This is a genomic window from Microvirga calopogonii (genome assembly GCF_003347665.1).
Lineage (GTDB): Bacteria > Pseudomonadota > Alphaproteobacteria > Rhizobiales > Beijerinckiaceae > Microvirga > Microvirga calopogonii.
Map to the genome: position 1 here is coordinate 15,643 of NZ_QDGA01000030.1, position 26,636 is coordinate 42,278.

Consider the following 26,636-nt stretch of genomic DNA (forward strand, 5'->3'; position numbering starts at 1 on the left):
GCCGGGCAGGAGCAAGAGGAGGACGACATGGGTCTGTTCAAGTTCATCAAGGAGGCAGGCGCCAAGATCTTCGGAGGAAGCGCCGCCGCAGCTACTCCCGAGAAGCTGCAGCAGGAGGTCCAGGGGCACGGGTTCGATGCGAGCAAGCTCGGGATCCAGGTCGAAGGCGACAAGGTGAAGCTGTCGGGCCAGGCCGCCAACCAGGAGGAGGCCGAGAAGATCATCCTGTCCCTCGGGAACACCTACGGCGTGGCCGAAGTCGATACCAGCGACCTTCAGGTCCAGCAGCCGTCGCAGGCCTCGACCATGTATACGGTCCAGAAGGGAGATACCCTCTGGGAGATCGCCGAGAAGCATTACGGCAAGGGAAAAGGCGCGAAGTATACTGAAATCGTCAAGGCTAACTCCCCGCCGGTGAAGGATCCTGACATGATCCAGCCGGGCTGGGTGCTGCGGATTCCGCCTCTCGCCTGAGCGGCGAACGCAAAGGCTGGAGCCGGTTCTGCATACAGAGATGCTTCAAGCCGCAACCAGATTGCACACCTCCCTGCGAAGCCGGTATGAGTGACCCATCGCAGGGAGAATTTCCATGAGTGAAGCGCCTAGAATCATCGATCTGGACCGTGAGACCATCAAGCAGGGGCTTCGGGAAGGTTCTCTCGTTCTGGTCGATGTCCGCGAGCCGCACGAATTCGCCGCCGGGCACATTCCCGGCGCCGTGTCCCATCCACTCTCGGCCTTCGACCCGTCCGCTTTGCCCGAAGGCAAGCGGATCGTGTTTTCCTGTGCGGCGGGCGTCCGCTCGGTCCGGGCCATCGAATTCGCTCAGGCCGCCGGCCGCGACATCCGCGAGCACTACAAGGGCGGCTTCAAGGATTGGGTCGTGTCGGGCGAGCCCGTGGAGTGAACGGAGAGCACGGGTCGCTCACATAGATGTGTTCCAAAGTAGAGTGCTCAAGCTTGACGAGATATGCGCTAATGCCGGCCCGCTGACGGTGGTTCGTAGGGACGCCATCGGTCGCGCCCATAAGGGAAATAAGATATGAAGCGTACGATTTTTGTCGCCGGCCTCGCGGCCCTCGGGATGACTGCCGCCATCGCACAGAGCGATGTGGTCGAGCAGCGCCAGGGTCTCATGAAGCAGATGGGGGCTCAGACCCGGCCCATCGGTGCCATGATGCGCGGCCAGGAGCCGTTCGACCTCGCCAAGGTCCAGGCCAGCCTGAAGGTGCTTGCGGAAAATCCCGTGAAGTTCGTGGCCCTGTTCCCCGAGAACTCGAAGGATGCGCCCAAGACCGAGGCTCTGCCGGCTGTTTGGGAGAACAAGGCCAAGTTCGAATCGTTGGGAGCGAAGGCAAGCCAGGACGCCCAGACGGCGATGGCCTCGATCAAGGATGAAGCCTCGTTCAAGACGGAGATGCCGAAGGTGCTCCAGAACTGCGGCACCTGCCACAACGAGTTCCGGAAGAAGAGCTCTTAAGACCGAGAGCCTGACAATGGGCGGCCTCAGAGCATCGGACCCAAAAGTGGATTTGCACTTTTGGATCAATCCGATGCTCTTCCTTTTGGCTGGCGCATCGTCCGCACGATGCGCTAGGGCCGCCCGTTTCATTTGGAGATGCGTCGATGCGTAGAGCGCTCGTGGGTCTTTTGGTTCTGGCACTCGTCGGAGCGCTGGGCTTCTGGGGGCTGACTTCGCCGATGGCCTACAATCTGATCAGGGGCAACGGCCAAGCCAATTTCGTCACACCTGCCGCGTTCGATCGGGACGTGAACCTTGAGAACGGCCGTACGCTGTTCTATGCCGGAGGCTGCACCTCCTGCCATGCCGTGCCCAACCAGGACGACAAGCTGCGGCTCGGCGGCGGCTATGCTCTGAAGTCGCCCTTCGGTACGTTCCATGTGCCGAATATCTCGCCGCACAAGCAGGATGGCATCGGCTCATGGAGCGTCACGGACTTCATTCGCGCCATGCGCGAGGGCACGTCTCCCGACGGACGCAACTATTACCCGGCCTTCCCCTATACGAGCTATCAGCGGATGAGCCGAGAGGATCTGCGTGACCTCTTCTCCTTCATCATGACGCTCGCGCCCGTCGAAGGGCGCGCGCCCGATCATGAATTGCCTTTCCCCTACAACATCCGCCGCGGCGTCGGCCTGTGGAAGCTCGCCTTCCTGGACGGTCAGGTCTTCCGGCCTGATCCGTCGAAGCCCGCGAGCTGGAACCGGGGAGCCTTTCTGGTGAACGGGCCGGGGCATTGCGCTGAATGCCACAGCCAGCGCAACCTCGCGGGTGCCATCATCGAGGATCGGCGCTTTGCCGGCGGGCCCGACCCGGAGGGCAGGGGCATCGTTCCCAACATCACCCCGCATCCGACCGGCATCGGAGGATGGACGACGGACGACCTGACGACGTTGTTAAAGACGGGCGAGACGCCGAATTTCGACACGGTCGGCGGCCCGATGGGCGCCGTCGTGGGCAACACGGCTCACCTGTCCGACGCAGACCGTCGGGCCATGGCGGAATACCTCCTGTCCCTGCCGCCGAAGCAGGGGTTCAAGAAGCCCGAATAGAAAACCTGGGGCAATCGCGACGGATTCCGCATCCTTTTAGGGAACTGCTCTGTGACGGTTTCGATACCTTCACTGTCATGGCCGGGCTTGTCCCGGCCATCCCGATACGGTGAAGCGCGGCGCCTCAACCCATCGGGATCACCGGCACGAGGCCGGTGATGACGTGGAGCAGGCGGCCAAGCGAACGTTATGTTCTTACTTTGTTCTTGACAGGTGGCGCAACCTTGNCGGGATCACCGGCACGAGGCCGGTGATGACGTGGAGCAGGCGGCCAAGCGAACGTTATGTTCTTACTTTGTTCTTGACAGGTGGCGCAACCTTGGCTATATCGTTACGCATCCTCACCTGACGAGGGGCGCGCTCGCGAGGCGTCAGCCAGTGTGGGGTGGGGAACGGTCCGGTCGCAGGCCTCGCAAGCTTGTGGCCGGAGGCCCTTGGTGCCTGCGGGCTGCCAAGTCTAAACGCCTAAAAGAACCGTGCGCGAAGCGGCCGTCCGGCTCTTCCATCCAACACAGTAGCGAGCCGGGCTGCCACTCGCGCCACCCTCGACCACCGACAAGGCTCGCAGCGCAAGCTGCGGGCCCCAAGGTGCTGGCTCTTTGACTTAACTGGACAGCATATCCGTGTCAGGGCCGGTCGCAGCGCGGACTTCAATCCATCACGGCGGCCTTGAGGATGCACACCATGGTGGCACGGCCGGGTGCATCGCCGATGCAGCGTACCGAATGGGGACGGTCGCAGCGGTAACGCAGGCTTTCGCCGGCCTTCGCCTGCTGGGTCACGCCGCCGACTTCGACCTCGAACTCTCCCTCAAGGACGGACAGGCATTCCACCGAGCCGCGCTGGTGGCTGTCGGAATCGAGAACGCCGCCGGGCTCGGACTGCACGTCGTACCATTGCAGCCACTCGATGGTCTTGAGCCAGCCGATGATCGCCAGGCGCATCTTGCCGTCCTCGGAGACGAGGATCGGGGTGTCGGCCTTGGAGGATTTCTCGATGAAGGGCTCTTCGTCGCCCGAGGCGAGAACCCGCTCGATCGAGACGTCCAGGGCCTGGCTCAGCCGCCAGATGGTGGCGAGGGTGGGGTTGGTCTCGTTGCGTTCGATCTGGCTGATGATCGACTTCGCGACGCCGGACTGCTCGGCCAGTTCCGACAGGGACAGGTTGTAGGCCTTGCGCAACCGCTGGATGGTCTTGCCCATGTTGCCGGACAGAACCTGTGCGCCTGTTTCCAGGTCCCGGTTCCGTTCTTTGCCCTCGACGCCCATGACTGCCTCTGTTCCGTAAAAGAGAACGTTCGTTCCTCAAAACGGTTGTGGGGTAATCGCCGGGACGGGTCAAGCGCTCGAACGGGTGCGGCGCTTCTTTTCAGCTCAGACGCCGGGCCTCTGAGGAGTAGCCTGCAGCTCTTTCGTCCGCAGGAGCCCGAGCCGATGCTCGCGCCAGACGATGAACAGGCCCGTCGCGGCCACGATGGCCGCCCCGGTCAGCACGGTGAGCGTCGGCAGGTCGCCGAACAGGAACCAGCCGAACAGGAGCGCCCAGATCATGGTCGTATATTCGAACGGTGCGATCACGGACGTATCCGCGTAGCGGTAGGATTGGGTGACCAGAATCTGCCCGACCCCGCCCAGGATGCCGATAAGAATGAACAGTGCAAGGTCCGGGACATCCGGCATGCGCCAGCCCAGGACCATGGTGCAGAGCGAAAGGCCCGATGCCATGATGAAGAAATAGAAGACGATCGCGCCGGTCTTCTCCGTCTCGGTCAGGCGACGGACCTGGATCATGGCGCCGGCCGAGCAGAAGGCTCCGGTGAAGGCGAGCATCGCTCCAAGCGTCGGCCCCGCGTTCAGGTCTCCGCCGAAGGTGCCGACATTCAGATAGGGCGACAGCATGATCAGCACGCCGACGAAGCCGATTCCGACGGCGGTCCACCGATAGGCCCGCACCGTCTCCTTGAGGAGAAGCGCCGCCAGGATCACGGCGATCAGGGGCGAGGCGTAGCCGATGGCGATGGCGTCATGCAGGGGCAGGTAGGAGAGGGCGGCAAATCCGAGATACATTGCGCCCGTGCCGATGAAGCCGCGCTTGAAATGCCCGACGATGTTCTTCGTCCTCACCGCATTGATGAGATCGCCCTGCCATCTCAGCCAGAGGAGCAGCGGCAGCAGCGCGAAAGCCGAGCGGAAGAAGACGATCTCTCCGACAGGATAGCGGGCGGCCAGGGTCTTGAGGGTCGCCGACATCATCGTGAAGACGACGGCGGAGATGACTTTGAGGGAGATCCCCAGGAGAGGTTTCACGGGAGGAGGGTTTTCACGGATGGCGTCGCTTGAAGGTTGCAACCAACCACGGACGAGACCCTTCGTGAACCCCTAATCGACGCCTCAACCCATGCGTCGGACGCAGGGGTTTAGGATTGAGCGGCCCGTGAGCGCTTGAGGTGGGAACGGATGTAGCCGATCGCCGTCAGGATCAGCCAGGCGGACTGGGTCACGAAGGATGCCAGATTGAAGTCGAACAGGAGTGAATAGAGGATGAGGAGGGCGCCCAGGGCATTGAGGAGCGCATAGCGGCTGTCCTCAACCTTCAGGGTGCCCAGCTGCAGCAGCCCATAAGCCGACAGATAGGCGACAACGCCGATCAGCCCGACGAAGTCAGGTCCGTTCATCGATGATCTCCGTTCGATCTGAAGCAGAGCCTCTATGACAGATCGGTCGACCTTGGAAGCGACCTTTTGACCGACTGTCGACGACAGGCTGCGGCTCGGCGTCATAAAACTGCAGGAAAACCGTCATGGGGACGAGATGCGAATCCGGTTGGCTCTCGATAGCCAGCCCGCCGGAGGAGCCCATGGCTCAGGATGTCGATACTCTGCGCGTACGGACGCTGTTCCTGTCCGATCTCCACCTGGGCACGAAAGGGTGCCAGGCAGGGGCCCTGCTCGAATTCCTCAAGGCCTACGACGCAGACACGATCTATCTCGTCGGCGACATTGTCGACGGCTGGCGGCTGAAATCCGGCTGGTACTGGCCCCAGACCCACAACGATGTCGTGCAGAAGCTCATGCGCAAGGTCCGAAAAGGAGCTCGCCTCGTCTACCTTCCCGGCAACCATGACGAGTTCCTGCGCGATTACATCGGGGTGAACCTCGGAGGCATCGAGCTGGCGGATTACGCAATCCACGAAACCGCCGACGGCAAGCGCTACCTCGTGATCCATGGCGATCAGTTCGACCTGGTGGTCCGGCACGCCCGCTGGCTCGCCCTGCTCGGGGACGGGGCCTATGCGGCGGCCCTGTTCGTCAATACCCATCTCAACATCGTGCGACGGCGGCTCGGCCTGACCTACTGGTCGCTTTCGTCCTGGGCCAAGCTGAAGGTCAAGAACGCGGTGAACTACATCAGTCGCTTCGAGGAGCTTCTCGCCGCGGAGGCCCAGCGCCAGGAAGCCGACGGCGTGATCTGCGGCCATATCCACCATGCGATCATGCACGACCAGTTCGGCGTGGCCTACGTGAACACCGGCGACTGGGTCGAGTCCTGCACCGCGGTGGTCGAGCACTACGACGGAACCTTCGAGCTGATCCGGTGGACGGACGTCCAACGCGAGGCATCCCGCGATCAAAGCCTCTCCGAGGTGAAGCTCAGCGAGAAGGCCGCCTGATGCGCCTGCTGATCGCAACCGATGCGTGGCGTCCCCAGATCAACGGGGTGGTGCGTTCGCTGGAATACATGGCCGCCGAAGCACCGCGCTTCGGCGCGGAGGTCGTGTTCCTCACACCCGAGCGCTTCCGCTCCCTCCCCATGCCGACCTATCCGGAAATCCGCCTGTCCCTGGTCGGCCCCGGAGCGCTCGCCGAAATCCTCGATGAGGTCCGGCCGACCCATGTCCACATCGCCACGGAAGGGCCCATCGGCCTGGCGACGCGGCTCGCCTGCTTACGCCAGATGCGCGCCTTCACCACGAGCTACCACACGCGCTTCCCGGAATACGTGGCGGCGCGGACCGGGATACCCGACACGTGGTCCTATGCGGCGCTCAGGCGGTTCCACCGGGCGGCCCGCGCCATGATGGTGAGCACGCCTTCCCTGGAGCGGGAGCTGACGGCGCGCGGCTTCCGGAACATCATGCGCTGGACCCGGGGTGTCGACACGGTCCTGTTCCGGCCGAGAGGCGAGCGGATCCTCGATGCCGCCGCTCCCGTCTTCCTCTATGTCGGACGGGTCGCCGTCGAGAAGAACCTGGACGCTTTCCTAAGCCTTGATCTGCCTGGCACAAAGGTGATCGTCGGCGACGGGCCGTCACGCGCCGAGCTCGAGCGCCGATATCCGGAAGCCCGTTTCCTCGGCTCCCTCACAGGCGAGGATCTGGCCCGGGTCTATGCGTCCTCGGACGTCTTCGTCTTTCCGAGCCTCACCGACACCTTCGGGATCGTGCTGATCGAGGCGCTCGCCTCCGGCCTGCCGATCGCGGCTTTTCCGGTCACGGGTCCGCTCGACGTGATCGGTCCCTCGGGCTGCGGCGTCCTCAAGGACGACTTGAGGGAGGCAGCCCTTGCTGCTCTCGACGTGCCCAGGGATCGCTGCCGGGCCTATGGCGAAACCTTCACCTGGCAGGAAAGCGCCCGGCAATTCTTCTCCAATATCGAGAAAGCTCATTCCGGGGGATAGCCGACCCTACATCAGGAAGGCGGAACGCGGGTGGAGATGCTGGGCCTTCTCACCCTCGAAAGGGCCGGACACCACAGAGACCTCCGCCCGGTCGATCTCGACCCTGGTGTGATCGATCATGCCCTGGATCTCGCGTTCCAGGTCATGGAGCGTCGATACCATGCGCCGGATGCGCTGCTCCGCTGCCTCCTGGAACTCCGCCTCCGAAAGGGAGTTCAGGGGATCGCCGGCGTCCAGAGCCGGGAAGGAGCGGACCTCTTCCTTGGTCTGCCGGATCGACGCGGCCATCTTCTCAAGGCAAGCCCTGAAGGGCTCGACCGCTCTGGCATCCGGCGGCAGGACCTTCAGCTGCTCAAGAGCCTCGAGCACGGCCTGAGTATCCGCATTGCGGTTGCGCCTCGTGTATTCCTTCAGGAACCAGCGGCCGCGGGCCGTCTCCATCACGGCGGCCTCGATGGTGTCGAAATCCAGCTCGCCGAACGTGACGTGGGTGTCTTCATCGGGCATGGTGTCGCGATCCATCGTTGCCGGGTTTGATTCCTGTCTCCAACAGATGTGTGCAAAGTGCCTGCAAGCTCAACCCCTGTAAGGCTTTCAGGATGAGTCTTGCACCGCGTTCTTGCTCGTGCAGTTCCGATTTTCGAGTCCAGAAGACCATAGTCCCGATGCATCCGCTCAAAGCTATCGAATTCCGCCTGGGTGCGTTGCAGGCCGCAAGCTTCACCAGCCATGGGATGTATCTGCCGTACTTCCCGCTCTGGCTGCAAAGCAAGGCCCTGTCGCCGACCGTGATCGGGTTCGTGGTCGCCATTCCCATCATCGTGCGGATCCTGGCGACCGCGCCGCTCCTGAGCCTTGCAGACCGATCGTTCGGCGCAAGGCGGCTGCTGCTGGCAAGCCATTTCGGCCAGCTGATCGGCTTCCCCCTGTTCCTGCTTGTCGATTCCACCTGGGCCATCATCGCCCTGGTGGCCCTCGTCGCCGTCGCGCAATCCTGCGTCATCCCCGGCAACGATCTCGTCTCCACCAATGCGGTTCAGAAGCATCCGGGCCTGAACTACGGCCGGATCAGGGGGGCTGGATCCGTGGCGTTCTTCATCACCAACATCGTGGGCGGATATCTGGTCGGCGCCTTCGGGCCGAATGCCGTCATCGTCGCCCTGACGCTGATTCCGCTTCTCGGGCTCACGGCGACCCTAGTCGCTGTTCCGCGCGAGAGTCCTGAGCGCTCAAATCAGGATGAGGCTCGGCACGCGGAGGTCTCTGCCAAACTGTCCAGAATCCTGTGGCTGGTGCTGATCGCGGGAGCAGTGGTTCAAGGGAGCCATGGGGCACTCAACGCCTTCGCCAGCATCTACTGGCGTTCCATCGGGTTTTCCGATGCGGTCATCGGCTATTTCTGGGCGGCCGGGGTCATCGCCGAGATCCTGGTCTTCATCTATCTCGGACGCCATGTGGGCCGGAGTTCGGGTGTCGGCCTGATCCTGATCGGAGCGGCCGCAGCGGCCATCCGCTTCACCATCATGTCCCTGCAGCCGGGGGTGGAGGTCATGTTCGTGCTGCAGACCATGCACAGCTTGTCCTTCGCGGCAACCCATATCGGCACCATGGCGGCGCTGGCGGCGCTCGCTCCCATGAGTGCGAGGGGGCGTGCGCAAGGGATCTACGGCTCCCTGGCCGCCCTGACGACCGCAGCATCGACCGTCGTCAGCGGCATGATCTACAGGCGCGGGCGTCTTTGCCGCGATGGCTCCCTTGGGAGCCATCGGGTTCGTGCTGATGCTGGTGGTCGTCCACATGCAGAAAGCTCAGCCCCAGAGGGCGGGCTCCGGTGGATAGACGATGCTGCCCTCGTAGCGAAGGCCGGGCTCCCGATCCCGGGCGAGGAGGAGCGGACCGTCGAGGTCCACGAAGCGGGCGCGGGGGGCGAGCACAAGGGCAGGCGCCATGGCAAGCGAGGTGCCGACCATGCAGCCGATCATGAGCGAGAAGCCCTTGGCCTCCGCCGCATCGGCCAAGGCCAGCGCCTCCGTCAGGCCGCCGGTCTTGTCGAGCTTGATGTTAATGACCTCGTAGAGGCCGATCAGCCTGTCGAGGCTTGCGCGGTCGTGCACACTCTCGTCGGCCAGGATCGGGACAGGGTGGGGGATACGACTCAGATATCCATCGGCCTTGGCGGGCAGGGGCTGTTCCACGAGTGCGAAGCCCTCGTCCGCGCAGGCGGCGAGGTGCCGTTCCACGTTCTCCTCGTTCCAGCCCTCGTTGGCATCGGCGATCAGGGTCGCCTGGGGCGCGGCCCGGCGTACCGCCCTGATCCGGTCGATATCCCCATCGGGGGCACCGAACTTCACTTTGAGGATCGGCCGCTCCGCCGCCTTGGCCGCAGCCTGCGCCATCCCGTCGGGCGTATCGAGGCTGATCGTGTAGGCTGTGGTTGCAGGTGGCCAGCGGGTCAGCCCGGCGGTCAGGTGGGCGCGGATGCCGGAACGTTTGGCATCGAGATCCCAAAGGGCGCAATCGACTGCATTGCGGGCCGCGCCCGCCGGCATAAGCGTTTGAAGCGCCTCCCGGGTCAGCCCTGCCTCGATCTGGGGGCGGATGGCTTCGATGGCCGCCGCCACGCCTTCGACCGTCTCGCCGTAGCGAGGGTAGGGCACGCATTCTCCATGCCCGGTTGCGCCGTCCTCGGAAATCGTCGCCGTCACGACGACAGCCTCGGTGCGGGAGCCGCGGGCGATCGTGAATTTACCGGCAATGGGGAAGCGGTCGATGGAAACGGTGAGCTTGCTCATTCTCTTGGCTTCTCTTCTTAACTTCGTCTCGACTTGTGGCGCAATGACACGCTATCACCAAGCGGAATCAACGCCGAAGGGATGATCGTGGCGCAGAGCACCCTGGCTCGAGAGCCGGAAGTCATAATCGACCGTGCCGCGAGGCCCATGACGGTCCGGCTCGCCGGTCCCTGGACGGCGCCGCACGCCCAGAAGGTCGAAGCACTGGCCGGTGAAATCGAGGCCGAGGCCGAGAGCTTTCCCCTCGTTCTCGATCTGAGCGGCGTCGAGCGTCTCGACACCCTTGGCGCCTGGACGCTCAATCGGACCCGGCATGAACTCTCCGCCAAGGGAGAGGTGGATTTCGTCAATGCCTCGCCCGAGCAGAAGATTCTCCTGGACGAGACCGCCTACCGTGACTTTCAGGGGGAGCCGAAGCCGCGGCACTCGCGGTTCGTCGATTTCCTCGTCGATGTGGGCCAAAGCGTGGCCGGGGCCGGCAGGGACATGGTCGGCGGCGTCGGCTTCCTGGGCGAACTCGTCTCGGCGATGATCCGCGTGATCCTTCATCCCCGCCGTTTCCGGGGCACGGCGGTGATCAACCAGCTGGAGCAGATCGCCTATCGCGGCGTGCCGATCATCGTCCTGATCTCGTTCCTCGTCGGTTGCATCGTGTCGCAGCAGGGCATCTTCCAGCTCGTGAAGTTCGGCGCGACGCCCTTCGTCATCGACCTGATCGGCATTCTGGTCCTGCGCGAGTTGGGAGTGCTGTTGACCTCCATCATGGTGGCGGGCCGCTCGGGTTCGGCCTTCACGGCCGAGATCGGCTCCATGAAGATGCGGGAGGAGATCGACGCCCTGAGAGTCATGGGCCTCGATCCCATCGAAGTTCTCATCGTCCCGCGCATCATGGCGCTGGTGATCGGCCTGCCGCTCCTGACATTCATCGCGTCCATCGCGGCGCTCGTCGGTGGCGGCCTCACGACCTGGGTCTATGGCGATATCAGCCCGGACATCTTTCTCAACCGCCTCCGGGCCGCCGTGGGGATGAACACCTTCCTGGTCGGCATGATCAAGGCCCCGTTCATGGCGCTCGTCATCGGCATCATCGCCACCCTGGAAGGCTTGGCCGTTGAGGGGTCCGCCGAATCCCTGGGACGCCACGTCACGTCCTCGGTGGTGAAGGCCATCTTCATGGTCATCGTGCTCGATGGTCTCTTTGCCATGTTCTTCGCAGCGATAAATTACTGAGATGATGCTCGAACGGCGCCACCCCGAATCCCTTGAAAACCGCGACGTGATCATCCGCGTCCGCGGGGTCGAAGTCGGCTTTGGAGACAGGACGATCCTGAAGGGCCTCGATCTCGACGTGTATCGCGGGGAGATCCTAGGATTCGTCGGCGGTTCGGGCCAGGGCAAGTCCGTCCTGACCCGGGCAATCCTGGGGCTTGTGCACAAGCGGGCCGGCACCATCGAGGTGCTGGGCCAGAACCTCGACGATCTGTCCCCCGAGGGGCGCCGCCAGCTCGAGCGGCATTGGGGCGTGCTGTTCCAGCAGGGGGCGTTGTTCTCGGCCCTGACCGTGAAGCAGAACATTCAGGTCCCGATGCGGGAATATCTCCACCTGTCGGACCGGCTGCTCGACGAACTGGCCATGCTCAAGATCGAAATGGTGGGCCTCAATCCCGATGCGGCGGACAAGCTGCCCTCGGAGCTGTCCGGGGGCATGATCAAGCGCGCGGCCCTGGCAAGGGCTCTGGCCCTCGACCCTGAGATCGTTTTCCTCGATGAGCCGACTTCGGGCCTCGATCCCATCGGTGCCGGCGAGTTCGACGACCTTATTGCGACGTTACAGCGGACTTTAGGCCTGACCGTATTCATGGTAACCCATGACCTGGACAGCCTCTATTCGGTCTGCGACCGCATAGCGGCTCTGGGAGAGGGAAAAATTCTCGCGGAGGGTCCCATCGAGGTGATGCTCGAATCGAATCACCCGTGGCTCCGCTCTTATTTTCATGGAAAACGGGCACGCGCGGTCATGGCCGGCGGCGCGTAAGGGTAACGATGGAAACGCGCGCAAACTACGCCTTGATCGGCCTCTTCACCCTGGCGGTGATCGCAGCCGCCTTCGGCTTCGTCTACTGGTTCTCCGGCGGAGAGCGGGGACAGGTGCGCCAGAACATCCGCATCGTCTTCTCCGGCTCGGTCTCGGGACTGTCCCAGGGATCGAGCGTATCATTCAACGGCCTGCGGGTGGGCGAGGTGACGAGCCTCGACCTCCTGCCGGAAGATCCTCGCCGCGTGGTGGCCATCGCCACGGTCAACAGCAATACGCCGATTCGTTCCGACACCCGCGCCCGCCTGGAGTATCAGGGGCTGACCGGCGTGGCGAATGTGGGCCTGTCGGGCGGTGAAGCGGGCGCCCCGCCGCTCGTGGCCGGCCCGGGCCAGCCCATGCCGACGATCTTCGCCGACCGTTCCGACTTCCAGGATCTCATCGAAACCGCGCGCAACATCGCCCGCCGGGCCGACGACGTGCTCGAGCGGGTCGGCCGGGTCATTGCCGACAACGAGGGTTCCATCAACCGCACGGTTCAGAACGTGGAACGCTTCTCGCAGGCCCTGGGCGAGAATGCCGAGGGCATCGACCGCTTCCTGGCCCAGATCGGCCAAGCGGCCGAGAAGGTGGGTCCTTTGGCCGAGAAGCTGGAGACGTTGGCGACGAATGTGGATGAAGTGGTGCGCTCCGTCGACCGCCAGCGGGTTGCCCGCATCGTCGAAAATGTCGACAACTTCACCGCCGCACTGGGCGAAAACCGTCAGGTGGTGAGCGAAGCCCTCAAGGACGCGGCGAGCCTGGTCGACCGGTTGAACGAAACCGCGCCGAAGCTCGATTCGGCGGTCGCCGAGATCGCGGCGATCACCAAGGCTGTCGATCCGGCGAAAATCGGCCGTACGGTCGACAATGTGGACACCTTCACCCAGACGCTCAGCCGTCGCAGCCCGGACATCGACAAGGCCATCCAGGAAGCGCGCTCGATCACCGAGAAGCTCAACAAGTCAGCCGACAAGATCGACAGCGTCCTGGCCGGTGCCGAAAAGTTCCTCGGTTCGGCTTCCGGCGAAGCCGGCAAGGGGGCCTTCGACGAGATCCGCTCGGCGGCCGTGGCGGTGCGCGAACTCGCCAACGACCTCAACACCCGAACCGAGGGCATTCAGGGCATCCTCGGTGGCGTCAACCGGTTCACGGAGTCGGGATTGAGGGAATACGAGGCTCTCGCCGTGGAAGGGCGAAAGACGCTGGGCGACATCAGCCGGGCGGTTCGTAGCATCGAACGTAATCCACAGCAGTTTATTTTCGGTGGCAGTCCCAATCTCCCCCAATACAATGGACGCCGTTAAGTAACCTTCATGCGTGGATCCTCAGTGTCACTCCCCCAGACTGAACGAGCCGGCCTGCTTCGGGGCCTTGCCCCGGCGCTGGTTCTGGCTGCCTTGACCGGCGCCTGCTCGTCAGGTTCCGCGCCGGCGACTTTCGATCTCTCGGCTCCGACGTCCCGGATCCGGGGAGCGGCCGGCGTTCAGCTTCTGGTCAATGAACCGGCGGCTCTGCAGGCGCTCTCGACGCAGCAGATCCTGGTGAAGGATGCGAGTGGCTCCGTGTCATTCATCGGGGGAGGGCAGTGGGCCGACAACCTGCCGCGTCTGATTCAGACACGCCTGATCAATACCTTCGAGAACGCCTCTCAGCTCCGCGGCGTGTCCCGCCCGAGCAGCGGCGCCGTGGCCGATGTCCAACTCATCTCCGAGTTGCGCCGGTTCGAGATCGCGACACCCGAGAATGAGGCCGTGGCCGAGATCTCCGTGAAGATCGTCGCCGATCAGAACGGCCGCATCGTCAATGGACGCATCTTCCGCGCCAGTGTCCCGGCCAGCGCCGTGGACGCCCCGAACGCCGCGCGCGCGCTCGACGAGGCACTATCGGTCGTCATGCTCGACATCGTGCGCTGGGTGAGCAGAAGCCATCTGCCCCGGCGGGAGGAGCCTGGCGACGTCAGCAGCCAGTCGCAGATGCCTTCCAGGGAGCAGGCACCGACTTGACGACGCCTCGCCAATTGCTTGGAATCATGAATTCGAGTCGTTGGTGGACCACAATGTATGGGCGCACATCCGATGGCGAAAATGGTGCCGCGTCGTCCGACTCTTCTTTCGTCACCATGATCGGCCTTGCAGCTGCCGTCATCAACCCTCGGTGAGCCCTGCAAGACCTACGCAAACCGGCCAGCCCGCTTCAGCAGCCGCTCGGCACGCAGGAGGTGCGGTCGGTCGAGCATCTCGCCATTCACGCCGACGACTCCCGCTCCCGGATGCGCCTTGAAGGCCTCGATGACCGCCTCGGCCCGCGCGACAGCTTCAGGAGAGGGCGTGAAGGCCTCGTTGATCACCGGCACCTGGGCGGGATGGATCGCCATCTTGGCGACGAACCCATCCCGTCGGGCGGTTCGGCATTCGGCTTCGAGCCCGGTCATGTCGCGGAAATTGGTGAAGACCGAATCGATCGCGTCGATTCCCGCCGCTGCGGCACCGAACAGAGTGAGGGAGCGGGCGAGGCGGTACGGATCGGTGTAGGCGCCGTCCTCTCCGCGATTGACCTCCGCGCCAAGATCGGCCGACAGGTCCTCGCCGCCCCAGGTCAGGCCCATGAGACGATGGCTCGCTCCTGCGAAGGTGCCGAGGGCGAACACCCCGGCGGCGTTCTCCGTAGCGATGGCGAGGATGCGGGTGGCGCCATCCTCCAAGCCGAACTCCGCCTCCCGCACCGCCAACTTGGCGCCGAGATGCGCAACGTCCGCTCCGCCGACCGTCTTGGGCAGAACGATCCCGTCGGGGGCTGACCGCATGACACCGTCGAGATCCGCATCGATGAGGCCCGTCGTAAGCCCGTTGACGCGTACAAAGAGGCGGGGACGTCGGGCCTCCTTGCTCCTCTCGGCAAGAAAGGCCGCGGTGATGCGCCGCGCTTCCTCCTTGGCATCAAGAGCAACCGAATCCTCCAGGTCGATCAGGAGCACATCAGCTCCTGAACTCATTCCTTTATCGAGCTTCTTCTGGCTGTCGCCCGGCACGAAAAGCAGTGAACGCATCACGCGCTCCTCTTGCGCATGAAGGCCTGCCGGCGGCATTCGGCCACGAGTGTGCCGTCCTGCTTGTAGGCCCGGTGGATGAAATCGACGATGCCCGCGTCGGAGCGCGATTTCGACTCGCGCTTGGCGACTATCTCCGTCGTCGCGTTGATTGTGTCGCCTTCGAACAGAGGGGCGGGAAACTTCACGTCCGTCATGCCGAGATTGGCGATGGTCGTGCCAACCGTGGTGTCGTTGACCGAGATGCCGATGAGGAGGCCGAGGGTGAACAGCGAGTTCATGAGCGGCTTGCCCCATTCCGTCTCGGTGGCACAGAAATGCGCATCGATGTGGAGCGGCTGTGGGTTCAGCGTCATGTTTGAGAACAGCATGTTGTCCATCTGCGTCACCGTTCGCGTAAGGCGGTGCCTGATGGTCGTGCCGACGACGAAATCTTCGAAGTAAAGGCCGCCTCTCGGGTGTCTGCTCTCATCGCTCATGACATGACCTCAACGTTTTGAACGGCATGTTGGAGCCCATGCCTTTGCTGCATCAATAGCCGAATTGTTCCCGCAGGATGCGTTCATCCAGGCTGTGGCCGGGATCGTGAAGCATCACCAGATCGACGCTGCGATCCATCGAAACATGCACATGGGAGACGTTGCGAAATTCCGTGTGGTCGGCCACTGCGCTGACAGGACGGTTTCCGGATTCCAGAACCTCGATCTGAATCTTGGCGTAGTCGGGCAGGAGCGCTCCGCGCCAGCGTCGGGGGCGGAAGGCGGAAATCGGCGTCAAGGCCAGCAGCGGCGCATTGAGCGGCAGGATCGTCCCGCCGACGGAGAGATTGTAGGCGGTCGATCCGGCCGGTGTCGCAACCAGGATTCCATCGGCGATGAGTTCGGCGATCCGGACGTGGGAATCGACGCTGATGCGAAGCTTGCCCGCCTGGTAGGTCTGCCGGAACATGGCAACTTCGTTGATGGCCCGCGCCGTATGGGCCACCCCATGCACGTCCCAGGCCACCATCAGGAGAGGGTGCACGACGCTGCGCTCGGCTTCTTCCAATCGCTCGAACAGGTCTTCTTCCCGGTAATCGTTCATCAGGAAGCCGACCGTGCCCTTGTTCATGCCATAGATGGGCTTGGACGTGCCCATGAACCTGTGAAGGCTTTGCAGCATCAACCCGTCGCCGCCGAGGGCCACGATGACATCGGCCTCTTCGGGCGTGACGTTGGCATAGAGGCCCTGCAGGGTCTTCAGCGCACTTTGGGCGTCGGGCGCGTCGCTGGCGACAAATGCGATATTGTTGAAACGGCGGGCCATGCCCAGTTACCCTCGTGGCGTCCCATCGGATCGGAGGACAGGCATAGCATGGATCGCCCACTTCTCGTCTATACGACCTTTCCCGATGTGGACATCGCCCTCGCAGCCGGCGAAGCCCTCGTCCGCGACAGGCTAATCGCATGCATCAACGTTCTTCCGGGGATGCAATCCGTCTATGCCTGGAAGGGCGGCATTGAGCGGGGACAGGAGGCGGTTGCCATCCTGAAGACCGTCAAGGGTCTTAAGGATCAGGTACATCGGGCGCTCAAGGAGAGACACCCCTATGAGACGCCGGTCATTCTCTTCATCGAGCCGACCGGGGCCGATGCGGCGACCCTGGAGTGGCTCGTCGGGGGAACGGCCGGAGAGGCGCCTTAAATGGCGGGACTCCATTGCACCGGCACGAACCGGAAGCCGTTGCCATCCTTCGCGATATGGCCGGTAGCCGGGAAGGGAGCGTGATAGAAGGCGACCTGGGCCCGCTCGGTGGCCGCCAGATCGAGCATCCTGCGGCGGGTGGCGCGCGCCTGGTCCGCATCCATGTCGAAAATGGCCGACCAGTCCGGATTGCGGACGAAGAGCGCGGGGTGGTTCGCCGTGTCCGACAGGATCAGCAGCCGGCCGGATCCCGAGGACAGCATGTAGGCCGTATGACCGGGAGTGTGACCGGGAGCGGCGATGCTCGTCAGACCGGGCACGACCTCCTTGTCCATTTCGTACTGCTTCACGTCTTTGGCGATGGGGCCGAAGACGCGGCGTGCGCCCTGGAACCCGCCTCTTGCCCCTTCCGGAGCCTGGTTCATGCGGGCATCGTCCATCCAGAAGGCCCATTCGGCAGCCGGCACCATGATCTCGGCATTCGGGAAGACCGCCGTGCCGTCCTTCAGGCGCAAGCCGTTGATATGATCGCCATGGAAATGGCTGATGACGACCGTGTTCACCTGCGCAGGGTCGAATCCGGCCGCGCGGAAGTTCGCCATCCAGCGGCCTGTCGTCGGGGCGCCCGAGTCGCCGTTGCCGGTATCGATGACGGTCAACCGACCGCCATTGTTGAGAACGAGGCCGTTGAAGGTGTTCTGGATGGTGTCCTGGGGCAGAAACGCCTCACGGGCCGCCTGCTGAACGGCCGGGAGTTCAGCATTGCGGATGAACCCTTCGAGAGGGCGCGGCGCAGAGCCGTCATTGATGGCTGTCACCTCGATGTCGCCGACCTTGTAGCGATAGAAACCGGGCGCCTGGCGGGTGCCGGACCCCTGTGCGGGGTTGGGCGCCGGTGAGGTGGACTGGGCTAGGGTGGGACCTGCGAGGGGAGCAGCGGCAAGGGCGGTGCTGGCGAGGACGGTACGGCGTGTCAGTGTCATGGACGTCTCCAGGCATGGGAGCGGAAGCCTAGAACGGCTACGGTTGGAGACAAGGGAGGCGCCTCTCACAAGTCAGAGAGCAGAGCGCGACGCGGCGCTGGCCAGGTGATGCAGGGCAATCCCGCTCGTGGTCGCGACATTCAGTGAATCGAACCCACCGCTCATGGGGATGGAGACGGTGCGGGTCCGGGCAAGAAGCGCGGGCGGCAATCCAGGCCCTTCCGCCCCGAGGAGCAGGGCCGTCCGTCGCGAGGGCTGGACGTGCGAGAGGATCTCCTTGCCGGATGGGGAAAGAGCCATCACGTCGAAGGAGGCTGCCTGCAGGGCCTGCACCATGGCCTCGGCGGACAATGCCCTCGTGTAGGGTACCACCAGCGCTCCACCGACGGACACGCGGATGGCCTTGCGGTAAAGCGGATCGCAGGTCTCCCGGTCCAGCAGTACCGCTCCAGCGCCGAAGGCCGCGGCATTGCGGAAAATACCGCCCACATTGTCATGGTTCGCCAGGCCGATCAGCCCGACCACCAGAGCGTTCTCGGGCATGCGTGAGAGCATTTCCTCGACTGGCGGCAGGGCAGTCCTGTGAGCGATAGCCAGGATGCCCCTGTGAATCGGAAAACCCACGATGGTATCCATCACGACCCGGTTCGCCGTGTAGACCGGAGTTTCCGGAGAAAGCAGGTCCAGGGCATCGCCCAGAGCTTCGAACCGGCCTTCTGCCAGCAGGAGCGATTCGATCTTGAAGCGGGACTGCTTCAGAAGAACCCTTAGGACCACTTCTCCTTCCGCCACGAAGCGGTGCTCCCGTCCGGCGAGATCGCGCTCCCGCACGGCACGATAGGCCTCGATCCGTGGGTCGTCGGGGTCTGAAACAGGAATCGGCATGGATCTCTTTGACTTGGGAAGGCTCACGTTTTCCCTGCCTGTCTAATCCCCGTGGGCGGCTTTGCCTATGCGCAACCGCACGGGGAACAACGACTTGGCATTCCTGTTAGCCCCCGTGAGAGAGCTTGGACTGCCGTATGCGGTCCTAAGCAGGGAGATGACATATGGATTGGGATATCGCGGACGGTTGGGTGTGGGCCCTGGTCATCATCGGCGGGCCTTTGCTGATCGGCATCTTCATGGCCGTATACAGCAGCCGACGCCGCAGGCTGAGCCGAGTCGAGCAGGAAGTGTCCGATCGGGTTGCTCACGAGAACTGGGGCAAGGAGCAAATTCGGTAAGATCCTCGCCGCCTGTACGTTGGATCATGAGGTAGGCATTATGCCCGCCGGCGACGAAGCCTCTCTTGTCTCGGCCTTACCGGAGAGGCGATCTCCAGGTTACAAGCCGGCGAGTTCCTTCGACAGCCGGTTCGCCATGATGGCCACGACGATGGCGGAGGCCACAGCCGCCGAACCCATCACGTTCAACAAGAGCACATTCATACGCGCCTCCATCACCACATGGAGCGTGCAGCTTAAGCCTCGTTACAGGAAGCTCTGCCTGGGCAGGCGGGCTACCCCGGCGGACAATCCACGAATTGCTGGCCTGACCGGCCGCTCACGTTTCCGATGCTCTCGATCGTGTGAAGGGATGCACGTCCAATGTGACCGATGACCGCTGACGGCGTGAAAACCCTCGTGCCGCTCAGGCGTCGGTAGGAAGGGCGAACGAGAGAAATGGAATGATGAAAGCGCTGAACGTATCGATGCTTGCTGCATCGCTGCTCGCTATGACGCAGGATGTCGCAATGGCGCAGGCGGATCCGGCGACACGGCACTGCATGCAGGGCGAGCAGGAGATCGCGGAACCTGCCAGCCGCTGACCCGGTCACCTGGTCGGTCGAGGAGCGGCGGTCCGGATACCGGTAATCCAGGCAGCACCGGGAGCACGGGCGGCGGCGCGGAGGGAGGTCAAAGTTCCGGCGGGAAGGGCAGCAACGGCTCGGGCAATGGCGGAAGCGGTGGAGGTCGGGGGCGCTAGACCGCTCAGGCGCAACCGCCTTCGAGTGGGCACCTAGCGTGGGCTGAAGCCGGCAACTTGGCACTAAGCGGCGGACGCGCTATGCCGGGGATATGCTCAAGCTTGAAGAAGATCTTTCCGGTCAGGCGCTCAGGGGATACGGCTCTTCACCCGATCTGCAGGACGAACTGGGAAGGCTTACGACGGACATCAACGACCTGAAACGGCGAATCCGCGATCAGGTTACGTTGATTCAGGAACTTGCCTGGGAGGCTCAGGCGACTGCGAGCGCCAAAGCGGAACTGCACGCTATGCAGGAGATGCTCGGGGACTGGCGCGCCCACCGGGATCTGCTCGTGAAACTTCAAATGGCGGAGATTTAGTTCATTCCCGGCGGGAATAAGCCGGGGCCACACATCGTTTACCGAGAAAGCTGCGATGGGGGCGCGTTATGGATGCCGACGACACGAGATCTCTTTGGCTTGCGTTGATTGCTGCCCTTGGACTGAGCTTCCTCGCCCTGCTTGTCGCCGTTTATCTGAGCTTCGCCTTTAACTGAAGCACTTTGGCGGCTTCCTAAACTTCGCAAGTCAGTCCGGCGACAATGCTCTACGAGCCTCCCGCACCGAGACGGGCAACTTCGATTGTTTGTTGCTGCTGAAGGGTTTGTGCCACTCAAAAGGCGAGAGTGGTGCCGGTGGAGAGGATCGAAAACTCCTCTCGACAGCTATAGCCTTTGCAAAACAAGAGCTTAAGGAGCGTCGTGACTGCTCTTGTGTGAGACTTCCGTGTGGGGTTTGTCAAGAGCTTGGACCGTTGAACAATCCCTCGGTTTCCTTGCCATCGGAGGGAGGAAATCAAAATGGCGTATCATCCTCTTCATCCCTACGGGATCGGTGATTGTGTGCCTCATCAAGATATTCATCCTCGATCTGGTCAATGTATAGTTGTACATAGTCAGGCTCTAACGAATCTTCTTTTTCTTGATAATCTTCATCGTGAGTATCAATATCAAAATGATACTGATAATTGAATTTCTGCTCTTCCGATAAGCTCGTAAATCTTGGTAATATGAGGCGGGAGTAAAAATCTTGAACTCTCAAGTCGTATCCAATGCCGAAGATTTGCGGGTTACTGTATCCTGCTTCAATAATCCTACTGATATCGCTCTCTGTAAATACGTCCAAATACGTTAGGAGGTTTGCAATTGCCTTGCGAGTTTGGCTGTAGCTTTTGCTCGAAACAAGGCGATCAACTGCATATTGCTTCGCAATGTCCTTAGCGAACTTGAACTGAGGAAAGTGAGCTTGGAGGAAGGGTCGCAACTCGGGGTGGAGGTATAGCGCGGCCTTTTTGCGCTCGTCCCACTCAGTCTTAAGAAATTGATGCGGCGATTCCTTGCTAAACGGAGAGCCAAAATCGCCGTCCTTGGAAACAATGTGCAACGGGACGCCAGGAGGAACCTTGGCTAGCAAGTGTTCCCAATTCAATCGGTCCCCTAACGATCCAGGCTTGCCAGGAGGATTGCCGACTGCTTCCCTTATCTGAGCTGATGAGAGAATTTCAGGCGTTGTCTTGAGAATTTCAGCGACAGCAAAGATCCCTTGAACAAGCCAGTCCGCGTTGATTTCAAGATGAATTGCTTCAGTTTTGGCTTTATTTATCGCTGCGGCACGAGCCTTTTCAGCTTGTGCAAGTGCCTTCCGAAGCTCCGCAGTCTCCTCGTAAGAAACCATGAAACGTGGAATAGGTATATTCAACGGTGCTTTCTGCATATCATCGATTGATTTAGCGAGCTTAACCTCTCGGTTTCTTAGCCATTCGTCCTTTACTTGATCTGGTAGGTATAGCGTGATGGCTTTAGCCTCGATCAGCCCGATGATTTTGTTCAGCTCCTCCAGATCGTCCTTCGCGGTGGCATAAAAGCTGAGGAGGACGTTCGTATCGATGAATAAGTGGAGTGTGTCAGCTACCTCCTCCATCTCCTCTTCATAAAGCTCTTTGGTTCTCATCGCCGTTCGCTCTTGCACCCCAGCTGGTAGGATTACACCACATAATATCCAATAGTTTGAGGCCAAAGTCTTAGCCGGATACCCAGTCTTAAAGAGAGACGCTTAAAGCAGGGGAGCACTTAAGATCCACTGACTAAGACGTTGGATCAGGAAAGACGTCAGTTAGTGACCGGGACGGCAACCACCATAAGGAAGCTACCGTCCCAACCGCCTGAAGGTGGTCAGTAGGTCGTTGCGATGGTGAGCGGCGTCAGTGTCTTCAGTTAGCGATCATGACTTTGATGAGGTTGCCGCTGAAGTCCTTGGCATAGGTAAAGCCCTTGGCTGTCACTGCCCCAATCGTCACCTCTGGAAACAGCCAGTTGACGCCGCCGTTCTTGGCCAGGAATGCCATATCGATGTTGCTGTCAGTACCGGCCGCCCTCATCACCAGAGGCCCTCCTGTATCCGATGACGCCACCTCAAGGTGGTTGACTGGGTTCAGCGAGGACTTGAGACGGATTGTTGCCGTGGAGGGGGTATAGCCACCAAGCCTGACATCCGTTCCGGTAAGCTCCTGTCCAGAACGTCCCATCTCCGAGGTTTTGTTCCCCGCCATGGTGACACCAACTACCATGCTGTCGATATCCTTGATCGTACCTGCTCCGTGGCAGTTGTTTCCCGTAATCTGTACGCCCGTGACTGAGTAACCCGGCGAGGGTTGATTCACGAGGATGCCGTACTTCTGATTGGCGCTAGGCCCGACAGTGTTCCCCGAGATCACGATGTCACCCACAGCCGAGAAGGGCGAGAAGTAATGTGAGTTGGTGACGATGATACCCGCCGAACTGCTGGCTGGCAGTGTTTCGTCACGGCAGCAATCCACGACCTCGTTGCCCACGATGCTGGCTATGTTCGTACCGTGAATTTCGATGCCGTGATGGTGGCAACTCACAGCCGTGTTACCCGTAAAGGTCATGTTCCAGCACAACCCGAGATCAAACCCTACTGAACCGCAATCGAATGCCCGGTTCCCGTAAAGGGTGAGAAACCTACCCTGAGGGACGTAGCCAGAGTTTGAGGCATTCTTGACCACGTTGCCGCCGATGGTCAGGTGCCAGCCGCGAGCGATCATGCCGATGGATGCGTTGACGATCTTGTTGTCAACGATGCTCGCCGTCATCGTGAACGGCTGGTTCATCTGCTGCTCATATCCCATCAGAGGATTAGGGTAGGTCTGCCCGAGATCCCAGTCCGGTCTGTTCTGGAGATAAATCGAGGCACCTGCATTCGACCAGAGGAAGTTCCGGTCGATTGTGATGTTGCTCGATTGGAACGCCGCCATGCTCAGGATCGTGCGCCCATTGACGATGCCAGACGCCGGAGGCCGATACTGGATACGCAGGTTATAACCGACTGGAGGGGCGTTGACGAAGCCCACCGTACCGCCTTGGTCATTGTCCACCCCAGTCACGACGTATTGGTTATCGAGTATCCGAACCGTCTCAACATAGGTTGATGTGTCCTGCTCCACCACCCGAAGCTCAGTTGCGGCTTTGATGTGGAACGGATAGGCGAATATCTTGGTCACCCCGTCTCCAGTATATTCGACAACGTGATAGACGAAATCGGTGATCCCCGATCCGCCATTACCTGCCAGTACGTTGTCGGTCAGGCTCAGGTTCTTGCAGGTGTTATACTGGATGCCGTTCTGACCGCAGAAGCTGATATGGCAGTTCCTGACGCGGCTCTGGGTATAGTAGCCATCATCAGTGCTGCCCACCAAGAGCACGCCATTCCGCTTACAGTTCGTGATGAATACCCGGTCTATGTCCGCACCTCGGAACCCATTCGCCCAGATTCCATCGCAGTTGCGATCCGTCACGTTGGACGCATTGCCATTAATGGTGAAGTTATGGAGGCGGACCTTGCTGCCGATCTTCAAGCCGTACTTGCTCGTGCCCCCCTTGATCTTGAGGACGGACGTTTCGCCCTCGCCAATGATCATCCGGTCCTCAGGGATATCCAACTCTTTGATGAGCACGGTCGCCCCAGTCGGGATCTTGATTACCCGCGTATAGTTCAGAGCCCCCTTGATAATTTCGGTGGCGTCTAGGACTCCGGTGATATCCGCTCCCAAGGCTGCCAGACTAACCCCAACAACCTCGACACCACCCAAGACGATAGCCGAGATGGCCCCCTCCAGATGGTTCTTCGTAACCGCATCTTGACCAGTCACAGGGTCGGCTAGGTTCTTGATGCGGCGTCCACGGGCCGTGTTGTGACCATCGGAATCCAGGCCAACAGCCTCACTGGCGATATCAAGCGCTTCCTGGCTGAGCATGAATCCCTGATCAGCCGCTAGGTCCAGATCGCTCTCCGTCAGGGTTGAGCCATCAACGAAGTCTGTGAGGCGGGCGTTTTGGCTGGACTTGCGGCGAACATCAACGACAGCCCCGTTGGCAGGAGCCGTGGAAAGCTGGATGGAACTGGAGGAAAGCCAGGAGAAGCTCGCGGGTACTCCATCTACGGAGACTGCGATGTGGGATTTATCGATGTAAGGAAATGGGATCGAGAAGTTTCTATTCGATCCGTTACCTTGAAATTGAACATAAGAATTAGCCAAAGCCTAACTCCAACATGAATTAGAAAAGGAAAAAGCCCGCCGAGGGGTGACCTCAACGGGCTCTGGTTAGGGGATGTGCGGAAGCGACTTGGCTTCCTGAATATGCGTGTGAATACCTACTAGCGCCTAGGAAAGCTTGACCATAGTATCGCCCCTATTCCTATCTCAGGGGGCAATGATGGGGCGGATATCGGACGCATTGGGGGCGCTTGGAAGCTTGGGACTTATGGTGTTGTTCTTCCTGGGTCAGTTTCCAGGCGGAACAATCTTGATGGCAACTACCTGCAACACGCGGCGTCTCGACGGTTGGGATTGGGTCCTATCGGTGATCATGCCGTTCTTCGGTCTGATCAAGAGCATCAAATGCTGAGTAAGGTTTAAGGCTGCCCGTGACTACGAAAGTACAGGAACTAGACTGGGATCATGTCAGGCGGATCAAATGGGCTAACGTGAAGCCCCCCTCTGACTGGGATCAATCACTCAGAACAATCTCGCTAGAAGGTCTCAGTCTTCTTGCAATGGACCCAAAGGGCAACCTCTACTGGGATGGGGAGCGCCTTGCCACGACGCTCAAACTCTCGTTCCTCCAGAAACTAGGGGCCGTCATCGTCACACTCTTTGCCATTGCTGGTGGCTTAGGAGGGGCCGTTCAGGGCTGGATCGCTCTCAATGATTTTGGCTGTAAGGCCGGATGGCATTACGTGGTTTGCCCGAAGAGTGGTAGTCAGGCACCATAAGGGAAGACGGGAGCCTAAGCCCCCGCCTCCTCGTCTCAAGGATTCAGCTTCTTGCTCTGGCTATAGGCGTTCAAGCCTGAGGCTGCGATCTTCAGACCAGCACCGATAAACGAGGGCTTCTGTGCCCGTGGTTCACGGTTAATCCGGTCAAGAGTCTGTGCAGACTGTTCCCGCTTCTGGGCAGAGAGTTGGGCAGTGGTCCACTCTGTCTGACGATCAACACGGTCGTTAAATCGGGCTTCACGACTAGCGAAGTCTTTAGCCAGAGCATCGACAGTCACGCCAGAGATACCAGCCTCACCGGCTGCTACGTCATTCGTCGCTCTAGCAGCCCGACTCTCAAGGGCCACGTCGAACTTCTCCAAGGCTGCACTTTCACGCTCCTGAGAGATACGTTCGTTCATAGACCGTTGAGTGTCTTCGAAGGCTGCAAGAGCGTTCAATCTGTTCTGCTCGGCCACCTTATTCTGAGCATCTGCGGCTTGGCTCTCGGCAGCAAATCCAGCCACCGTGGAGGCGGTTCCTACTGCGAAGGAGGCTACCGCAAGGGTCATTGGATCGCACACGGCTAAATCCCTTTCACGTTAATGATTCCGGCTTTGACAGCGGCCCGGTAGCTCATGGTTCCACGACCGGGGATGTTCAGGATGACCTGCTTTCCTTCCATCCTTGCTGTGATCCCTGAGCCAAACTCAGCAGACAGGATGTCTTCCGGGCTGTGATCGCCAAGGCTCTCAACGTACCGGCTGAAGAGAGGCGCATAGCCACGAGTGGTCCGCTCCATCACGTGGTCGTTCATGGCCTTACGGAGGGCATCAGGGGCGTTCTCTCTAGCCCACTCATAGAACGCCTGAGGGTCATCAGCACCCAACCCCTTCACGGTGCTATCGGCTTGAGCCGTGAAGCCTTCAATGACCGTAGAGAGGCGTCCATCCAAAGCACCGGGTTCGATAGCAGCCTCACCAGCAGCACGAGCAAGGGTGTTCTGATTGACCGTCCCATCAGTGATAAGCTGTTGTGCAATCGCTACCTGAGTTGACGGCATGATGGCTGCGCAGAGGCTTCCCAATTCCTGCTCAATGGCAGGGTTAGACAGGGCCTGGGCCTCGTCCTGAGGGGCATCCTGAGGGGTCTCATTGGCAAGAACCCTAGCAGCGCCATCGGGCACGGCGATCCAACGTCCATGGGCGTCTCGCTCGACCAATCCAAGCGATTGAGCGTTCTGGAGTGTCATCTCCGTTCCAGCGACCTGAATGATGTCGGAGGCCTGGAGTTCACCCATGCGGAGTGACCCTGTTCTGGTCCTTGCCTTGAGGGGGTCACCAGCAGAGAGGTCAGCCATGTTGAGGCTACTGTGGGTCTCCAGTGATGCGGCTTCCCCTCCCTGGAAGGTCACCGTGCCGCCTTGGCGAATGTTGATGGATCGATCCTCAGGAGACAGAAGGTTATCGCCAGGAGTTACAGTGGTCTCACTGTCGGTAGCGACATTGTAAAAGGCATTCAT

General features: G+C 61.1%; 28 protein-coding genes and 1 pseudogene. 15 read left to right on the forward strand and 14 right to left on the reverse strand.

All coding sequences use genetic code 11. The annotated features are described in order from the left end of the window. Window positions 1-27 precede the first annotated feature (27 nt). From lysM to DDF70_RS19995, 4 genes are all read left to right on the forward strand, one after another. Window positions 28-474: a peptidoglycan-binding protein LysM gene (gene lysM / locus DDF70_RS19980; RefSeq protein ID WP_114946598.1), complete on the forward strand. Its 447-nt coding sequence runs from the start codon at window positions 28-30 to the stop codon at window positions 472-474. 115 nt (window positions 475-589) lie between these two features. Continuing rightward, complete coding sequence (locus DDF70_RS19985; RefSeq protein ID WP_114946599.1) at window positions 590-907, forward strand: rhodanese-like domain-containing protein; 318 nt, start codon at window positions 590-592, stop codon at window positions 905-907. A 135-nt stretch (window positions 908-1,042) separates the two neighbouring features. Continuing rightward, window positions 1,043-1,480 carry a c-type cytochrome gene (locus tag DDF70_RS19990; RefSeq protein WP_114946600.1) on the forward strand — a complete coding sequence of 146 codons (438 nt, stop codon included), beginning with the start codon at window positions 1,043-1,045 and terminating at the stop codon, window positions 1,478-1,480. A gap of 146 nt (window positions 1,481-1,626) precedes the next feature. After that, complete coding sequence (locus DDF70_RS19995; RefSeq protein WP_114946601.1) at window positions 1,627-2,574, forward strand: c-type cytochrome; 948 nt, start codon at window positions 1,627-1,629, stop codon at window positions 2,572-2,574. Window positions 2,575-3,224: 650 nt separating this feature from the next. Here DDF70_RS19995 and DDF70_RS20000 read toward each other — a convergent pair. The 3 genes from DDF70_RS20000 to DDF70_RS20010 form a co-directional block, all read right to left on the reverse strand. Beyond that, window positions 3,225-3,842 (reverse strand): helix-turn-helix domain-containing protein, encoded by a 618-nt coding sequence (locus tag DDF70_RS20000; protein ID WP_114946602.1) that lies wholly within the window; start codon window positions 3,840-3,842, stop codon window positions 3,225-3,227. A 105-nt stretch (window positions 3,843-3,947) separates the two neighbouring features. Then, window positions 3,948-4,880 carry a DMT family transporter gene (locus tag DDF70_RS20005; RefSeq protein ID WP_114946603.1) on the reverse strand — a complete coding sequence of 311 codons (933 nt, stop codon included), beginning with the start codon at window positions 4,878-4,880 and terminating at the stop codon, window positions 3,948-3,950. A 110-nt stretch (window positions 4,881-4,990) separates the two neighbouring features. Continuing rightward, window positions 4,991-5,248 (reverse strand): CBU_0592 family membrane protein, encoded by a 258-nt coding sequence (locus DDF70_RS20010; protein ID WP_114946604.1) that lies wholly within the window; start codon window positions 5,246-5,248, stop codon window positions 4,991-4,993. Window positions 5,249-5,430: 182 nt separating this feature from the next. Here DDF70_RS20010 and DDF70_RS20015 point away from each other — a divergent pair, with 182 nt between their 5' ends. Further along, window positions 5,431-6,243, forward strand: coding sequence for a UDP-2,3-diacylglucosamine diphosphatase (locus DDF70_RS20015; RefSeq protein WP_114946605.1), 813 nt, complete (start codon window positions 5,431-5,433; stop codon window positions 6,241-6,243). Then, window positions 6,243-7,250: a glycosyltransferase family 4 protein gene (locus DDF70_RS20020; RefSeq protein WP_114946606.1), complete on the forward strand. Its 1,008-nt coding sequence runs from the start codon at window positions 6,243-6,245 to the stop codon at window positions 7,248-7,250. Before DDF70_RS20015 ends, DDF70_RS20020 begins: the two co-directional genes overlap by 1 nt. Window positions 7,251-7,256: 6 nt before the next feature. On the opposite strand, the gene DDF70_RS20025 is transcribed toward DDF70_RS20020, so the two are convergent. Then, the gene (locus DDF70_RS20025; protein ID WP_162820520.1) at window positions 7,257-7,757 is read right to left on the reverse strand and encodes a hypothetical protein; all 501 of its coding nucleotides are present in this window, start codon (window positions 7,755-7,757) and stop codon (window positions 7,257-7,259) included. Window positions 7,758-7,915: 158 nt separating this feature from the next. Here DDF70_RS20025 and DDF70_RS38150 point away from each other — a divergent pair. After that, window positions 7,916-8,971, forward strand: a pseudogene (locus DDF70_RS38150) (MFS transporter); the annotation flags it as partial. An 87-nt stretch (window positions 8,972-9,058) separates the two neighbouring features. Here DDF70_RS38150 and dgcA read toward each other — a convergent pair. Next, a complete protein-coding gene (gene dgcA / locus DDF70_RS36705) occupies window positions 9,059-10,042 on the reverse strand; it encodes an N-acetyl-D-Glu racemase DgcA (RefSeq protein WP_162820528.1) in 984 nt (327 codons plus the stop codon). A gap of 147 nt (window positions 10,043-10,189) precedes the next feature. Between dgcA and DDF70_RS20035 the strand changes: the two genes are divergently transcribed. Genes DDF70_RS20035 through DDF70_RS20050 form a run of 4 tightly spaced genes read left to right on the forward strand, consistent with a single transcriptional unit; the run spans window position 10,190 to window position 14,122 of the window. Continuing rightward, complete coding sequence (locus tag DDF70_RS20035; RefSeq protein WP_114946641.1) at window positions 10,190-11,272, forward strand: ABC transporter permease; 1,083 nt, start codon at window positions 10,190-10,192, stop codon at window positions 11,270-11,272. A gap of 4 nt (window positions 11,273-11,276) precedes the next feature. Next, entirely contained in the window at window positions 11,277-12,077 is an 801-nt protein-coding gene (locus tag DDF70_RS20040) for an ABC transporter ATP-binding protein (protein WP_170316099.1), read from the forward strand. An 8-nt stretch (window positions 12,078-12,085) separates the two neighbouring features. Then, window positions 12,086-13,423: an MlaD family protein gene (locus tag DDF70_RS20045; protein WP_114946609.1), complete on the forward strand. Its 1,338-nt coding sequence runs from the start codon at window positions 12,086-12,088 to the stop codon at window positions 13,421-13,423. Between the two features lie 24 nt (window positions 13,424-13,447). Then, complete coding sequence (locus DDF70_RS20050; RefSeq protein ID WP_342633935.1) at window positions 13,448-14,122, forward strand: ABC-type transport auxiliary lipoprotein family protein; 675 nt, start codon at window positions 13,448-13,450, stop codon at window positions 14,120-14,122. A 167-nt stretch (window positions 14,123-14,289) separates the two neighbouring features. Here DDF70_RS20050 and DDF70_RS20055 read toward each other — a convergent pair whose 3' ends face one another. The 3 genes from DDF70_RS20055 to DDF70_RS20065 are packed head-to-tail and all read right to left on the reverse strand — an operon-like array spanning window position 14,290 to window position 16,470. Next, a complete protein-coding gene (locus tag DDF70_RS20055) occupies window positions 14,290-15,165 on the reverse strand; it encodes an HpcH/HpaI aldolase/citrate lyase family protein (RefSeq protein ID WP_114946611.1) in 876 nt (291 codons plus the stop codon). Then, window positions 15,165-15,644: a MaoC family dehydratase gene (locus DDF70_RS20060; protein WP_114946612.1), complete on the reverse strand. Its 480-nt coding sequence runs from the start codon at window positions 15,642-15,644 to the stop codon at window positions 15,165-15,167. Before DDF70_RS20060 ends, DDF70_RS20055 begins: the two co-directional genes overlap by 1 nt. A gap of 52 nt (window positions 15,645-15,696) precedes the next feature. Beyond that, window positions 15,697-16,470 carry an NAD kinase gene (locus DDF70_RS20065; protein ID WP_114946613.1) on the reverse strand — a complete coding sequence of 258 codons (774 nt, stop codon included), beginning with the start codon at window positions 16,468-16,470 and terminating at the stop codon, window positions 15,697-15,699. Between the two features lie 48 nt (window positions 16,471-16,518). On the opposite strand from DDF70_RS20065, the gene cutA reads away from it, so the two are divergent. Next, window positions 16,519-16,848 carry a divalent-cation tolerance protein CutA gene (gene cutA, locus DDF70_RS20070; protein ID WP_114946614.1) on the forward strand — a complete coding sequence of 110 codons (330 nt, stop codon included), beginning with the start codon at window positions 16,519-16,521 and terminating at the stop codon, window positions 16,846-16,848. Here the strand turns inward: cutA and DDF70_RS20075 are convergent. Next, entirely contained in the window at window positions 16,845-17,831 is a 987-nt protein-coding gene (locus DDF70_RS20075) for an MBL fold metallo-hydrolase (protein ID WP_114946615.1), read from the reverse strand. The genes cutA and DDF70_RS20075 overlap by 4 nt on opposite strands. Before the next feature lie 72 nt (window positions 17,832-17,903). Next, complete coding sequence (locus DDF70_RS20080) at window positions 17,904-18,716, reverse strand: TrmH family RNA methyltransferase (RefSeq protein WP_114946616.1); 813 nt, start codon at window positions 18,714-18,716, stop codon at window positions 17,904-17,906. 164 nt (window positions 18,717-18,880) lie between these two features. On the opposite strand from DDF70_RS20080, the gene DDF70_RS36710 reads away from it, so the two are divergent. The 3 genes from DDF70_RS36710 to DDF70_RS20085 all read left to right on the forward strand — a co-directional run bounded on the left by DDF70_RS36710 (window position 18,881) and on the right by DDF70_RS20085 (window position 20,161). Beyond that, window positions 18,881-19,057: a hypothetical protein gene (locus DDF70_RS36710; RefSeq protein WP_162820521.1), complete on the forward strand. Its 177-nt coding sequence runs from the start codon at window positions 18,881-18,883 to the stop codon at window positions 19,055-19,057. 443 nt (window positions 19,058-19,500) lie between these two features. Continuing rightward, on the forward strand, window positions 19,501-19,641 hold the full coding sequence (locus tag DDF70_RS36715; protein ID WP_162820522.1) for a hypothetical protein: 141 nt from the start codon (window positions 19,501-19,503) through the stop codon (window positions 19,639-19,641). Between the two features lie 250 nt (window positions 19,642-19,891). Then, window positions 19,892-20,161, forward strand: coding sequence for a hypothetical protein (locus tag DDF70_RS20085; RefSeq protein WP_114946617.1), 270 nt, complete (start codon window positions 19,892-19,894; stop codon window positions 20,159-20,161). Between the two features lie 474 nt (window positions 20,162-20,635). Here the strand turns inward: DDF70_RS20085 and DDF70_RS20090 are convergent, their stop codons facing one another. The 4 genes from DDF70_RS20090 to DDF70_RS20110 form a co-directional block, all read right to left on the reverse strand. Then, window positions 20,636-21,790: a PIN domain-containing protein gene (locus DDF70_RS20090; protein ID WP_114946618.1), complete on the reverse strand. Its 1,155-nt coding sequence runs from the start codon at window positions 21,788-21,790 to the stop codon at window positions 20,636-20,638. Window positions 21,791-22,049: 259 nt separating this feature from the next. Beyond that, on the reverse strand, window positions 22,050-24,395 hold the full coding sequence (locus tag DDF70_RS20095; protein ID WP_114946619.1) for a phage tail fiber domain-containing protein: 2,346 nt from the start codon (window positions 24,393-24,395) through the stop codon (window positions 22,050-22,052). 772 nt (window positions 24,396-25,167) lie between these two features. Further along, the gene (locus DDF70_RS20105; protein WP_114946621.1) at window positions 25,168-25,686 is read right to left on the reverse strand and encodes a virion core protein, T7 gp14 family; all 519 of its coding nucleotides are present in this window, start codon (window positions 25,684-25,686) and stop codon (window positions 25,168-25,170) included. A gap of 14 nt (window positions 25,687-25,700) precedes the next feature. Then, window positions 25,701-26,636 carry a hypothetical protein gene (locus DDF70_RS20110; protein WP_114946622.1) on the reverse strand — a complete coding sequence of 312 codons (936 nt, stop codon included), beginning with the start codon at window positions 26,634-26,636 and terminating at the stop codon, window positions 25,701-25,703.

Bases quoted from the DNA above. Each gene is read 5' to 3' on its own strand.
- DDF70_RS20000 (WP_114946602.1), bottom strand. From the start codon at position 3,842: ATGGGCGTCGAGGGCAAAGAACGGAACCGGGACCTGGAAACAGGCGCA.
- DDF70_RS20055 (WP_114946611.1), bottom strand. From the start codon at position 15,165: ATGCGTTCACTGCTTTTCGTGCCGGGCGACAGCCAGAAGAAGCTCGAT.
- DDF70_RS36710 (WP_162820521.1), top strand. From the start codon at position 18,881: ATGGATTGGGATATCGCGGACGGTTGGGTGTGGGCCCTGGTCATCATC.
- DDF70_RS20065 (WP_114946613.1), bottom strand. From the start codon at position 16,470: ATGGCCCGCCGTTTCAACAATATCGCATTTGTCGCCAGCGACGCGCCC.
- DDF70_RS20110 (WP_114946622.1), bottom strand. From the start codon at position 26,636: ATGAATGCCTTTTACAATGTCGCTACCGACAGTGAGACCACTGTAACT.
- DDF70_RS19985 (WP_114946599.1), top strand. From the start codon at position 590: ATGAGTGAAGCGCCTAGAATCATCGATCTGGACCGTGAGACCATCAAG.
- DDF70_RS20090 (WP_114946618.1), bottom strand. From the start codon at position 21,790: ATGAGAACCAAAGAGCTTTATGAAGAGGAGATGGAGGAGGTAGCTGAC.
- DDF70_RS19995 (WP_114946601.1), top strand. From the start codon at position 1,627: ATGCGTAGAGCGCTCGTGGGTCTTTTGGTTCTGGCACTCGTCGGAGCG.
- DDF70_RS19990 (WP_114946600.1), top strand. From the start codon at position 1,043: ATGAAGCGTACGATTTTTGTCGCCGGCCTCGCGGCCCTCGGGATGACT.
- DDF70_RS36715 (WP_162820522.1), top strand. From the start codon at position 19,501: ATGATGAAAGCGCTGAACGTATCGATGCTTGCTGCATCGCTGCTCGCT.
- cutA (WP_114946614.1), top strand. From the start codon at position 16,519: ATGGATCGCCCACTTCTCGTCTATACGACCTTTCCCGATGTGGACATC.
- DDF70_RS20080 (WP_114946616.1), bottom strand. From the start codon at position 18,716: ATGCCGATTCCTGTTTCAGACCCCGACGACCCACGGATCGAGGCCTAT.
- DDF70_RS20015 (WP_114946605.1), top strand. From the start codon at position 5,431: ATGGCTCAGGATGTCGATACTCTGCGCGTACGGACGCTGTTCCTGTCC.
- lysM (WP_114946598.1), top strand. From the start codon at position 28: ATGGGTCTGTTCAAGTTCATCAAGGAGGCAGGCGCCAAGATCTTCGGA.
- DDF70_RS20060 (WP_114946612.1), bottom strand. From the start codon at position 15,644: ATGAGCGATGAGAGCAGACACCCGAGAGGCGGCCTTTACTTCGAAGAT.
- DDF70_RS20105 (WP_114946621.1), bottom strand. From the start codon at position 25,686: ATGACCCTTGCGGTAGCCTCCTTCGCAGTAGGAACCGCCTCCACGGTG.
- DDF70_RS20020 (WP_114946606.1), top strand. From the start codon at position 6,243: ATGCGCCTGCTGATCGCAACCGATGCGTGGCGTCCCCAGATCAACGGG.
- DDF70_RS20085 (WP_114946617.1), top strand. From the start codon at position 19,892: ATGCTCAAGCTTGAAGAAGATCTTTCCGGTCAGGCGCTCAGGGGATAC.
- dgcA (WP_162820528.1), bottom strand. From the start codon at position 10,042: ATGAGCAAGCTCACCGTTTCCATCGACCGCTTCCCCATTGCCGGTAAA.
- DDF70_RS20040 (WP_170316099.1), top strand. From the start codon at position 11,277: ATGCTCGAACGGCGCCACCCCGAATCCCTTGAAAACCGCGACGTGATC.
- DDF70_RS20025 (WP_162820520.1), bottom strand. From the start codon at position 7,757: ATGCCCGATGAAGACACCCACGTCACGTTCGGCGAGCTGGATTTCGAC.
- DDF70_RS20045 (WP_114946609.1), top strand. From the start codon at position 12,086: ATGGAAACGCGCGCAAACTACGCCTTGATCGGCCTCTTCACCCTGGCG.
- DDF70_RS20035 (WP_114946641.1), top strand. From the start codon at position 10,190: ATGACGGTCCGGCTCGCCGGTCCCTGGACGGCGCCGCACGCCCAGAAG.
- DDF70_RS20010 (WP_114946604.1), bottom strand. From the start codon at position 5,248: ATGAACGGACCTGACTTCGTCGGGCTGATCGGCGTTGTCGCCTATCTG.
- DDF70_RS20075 (WP_114946615.1), bottom strand. From the start codon at position 17,831: ATGACACTGACACGCCGTACCGTCCTCGCCAGCACCGCCCTTGCCGCT.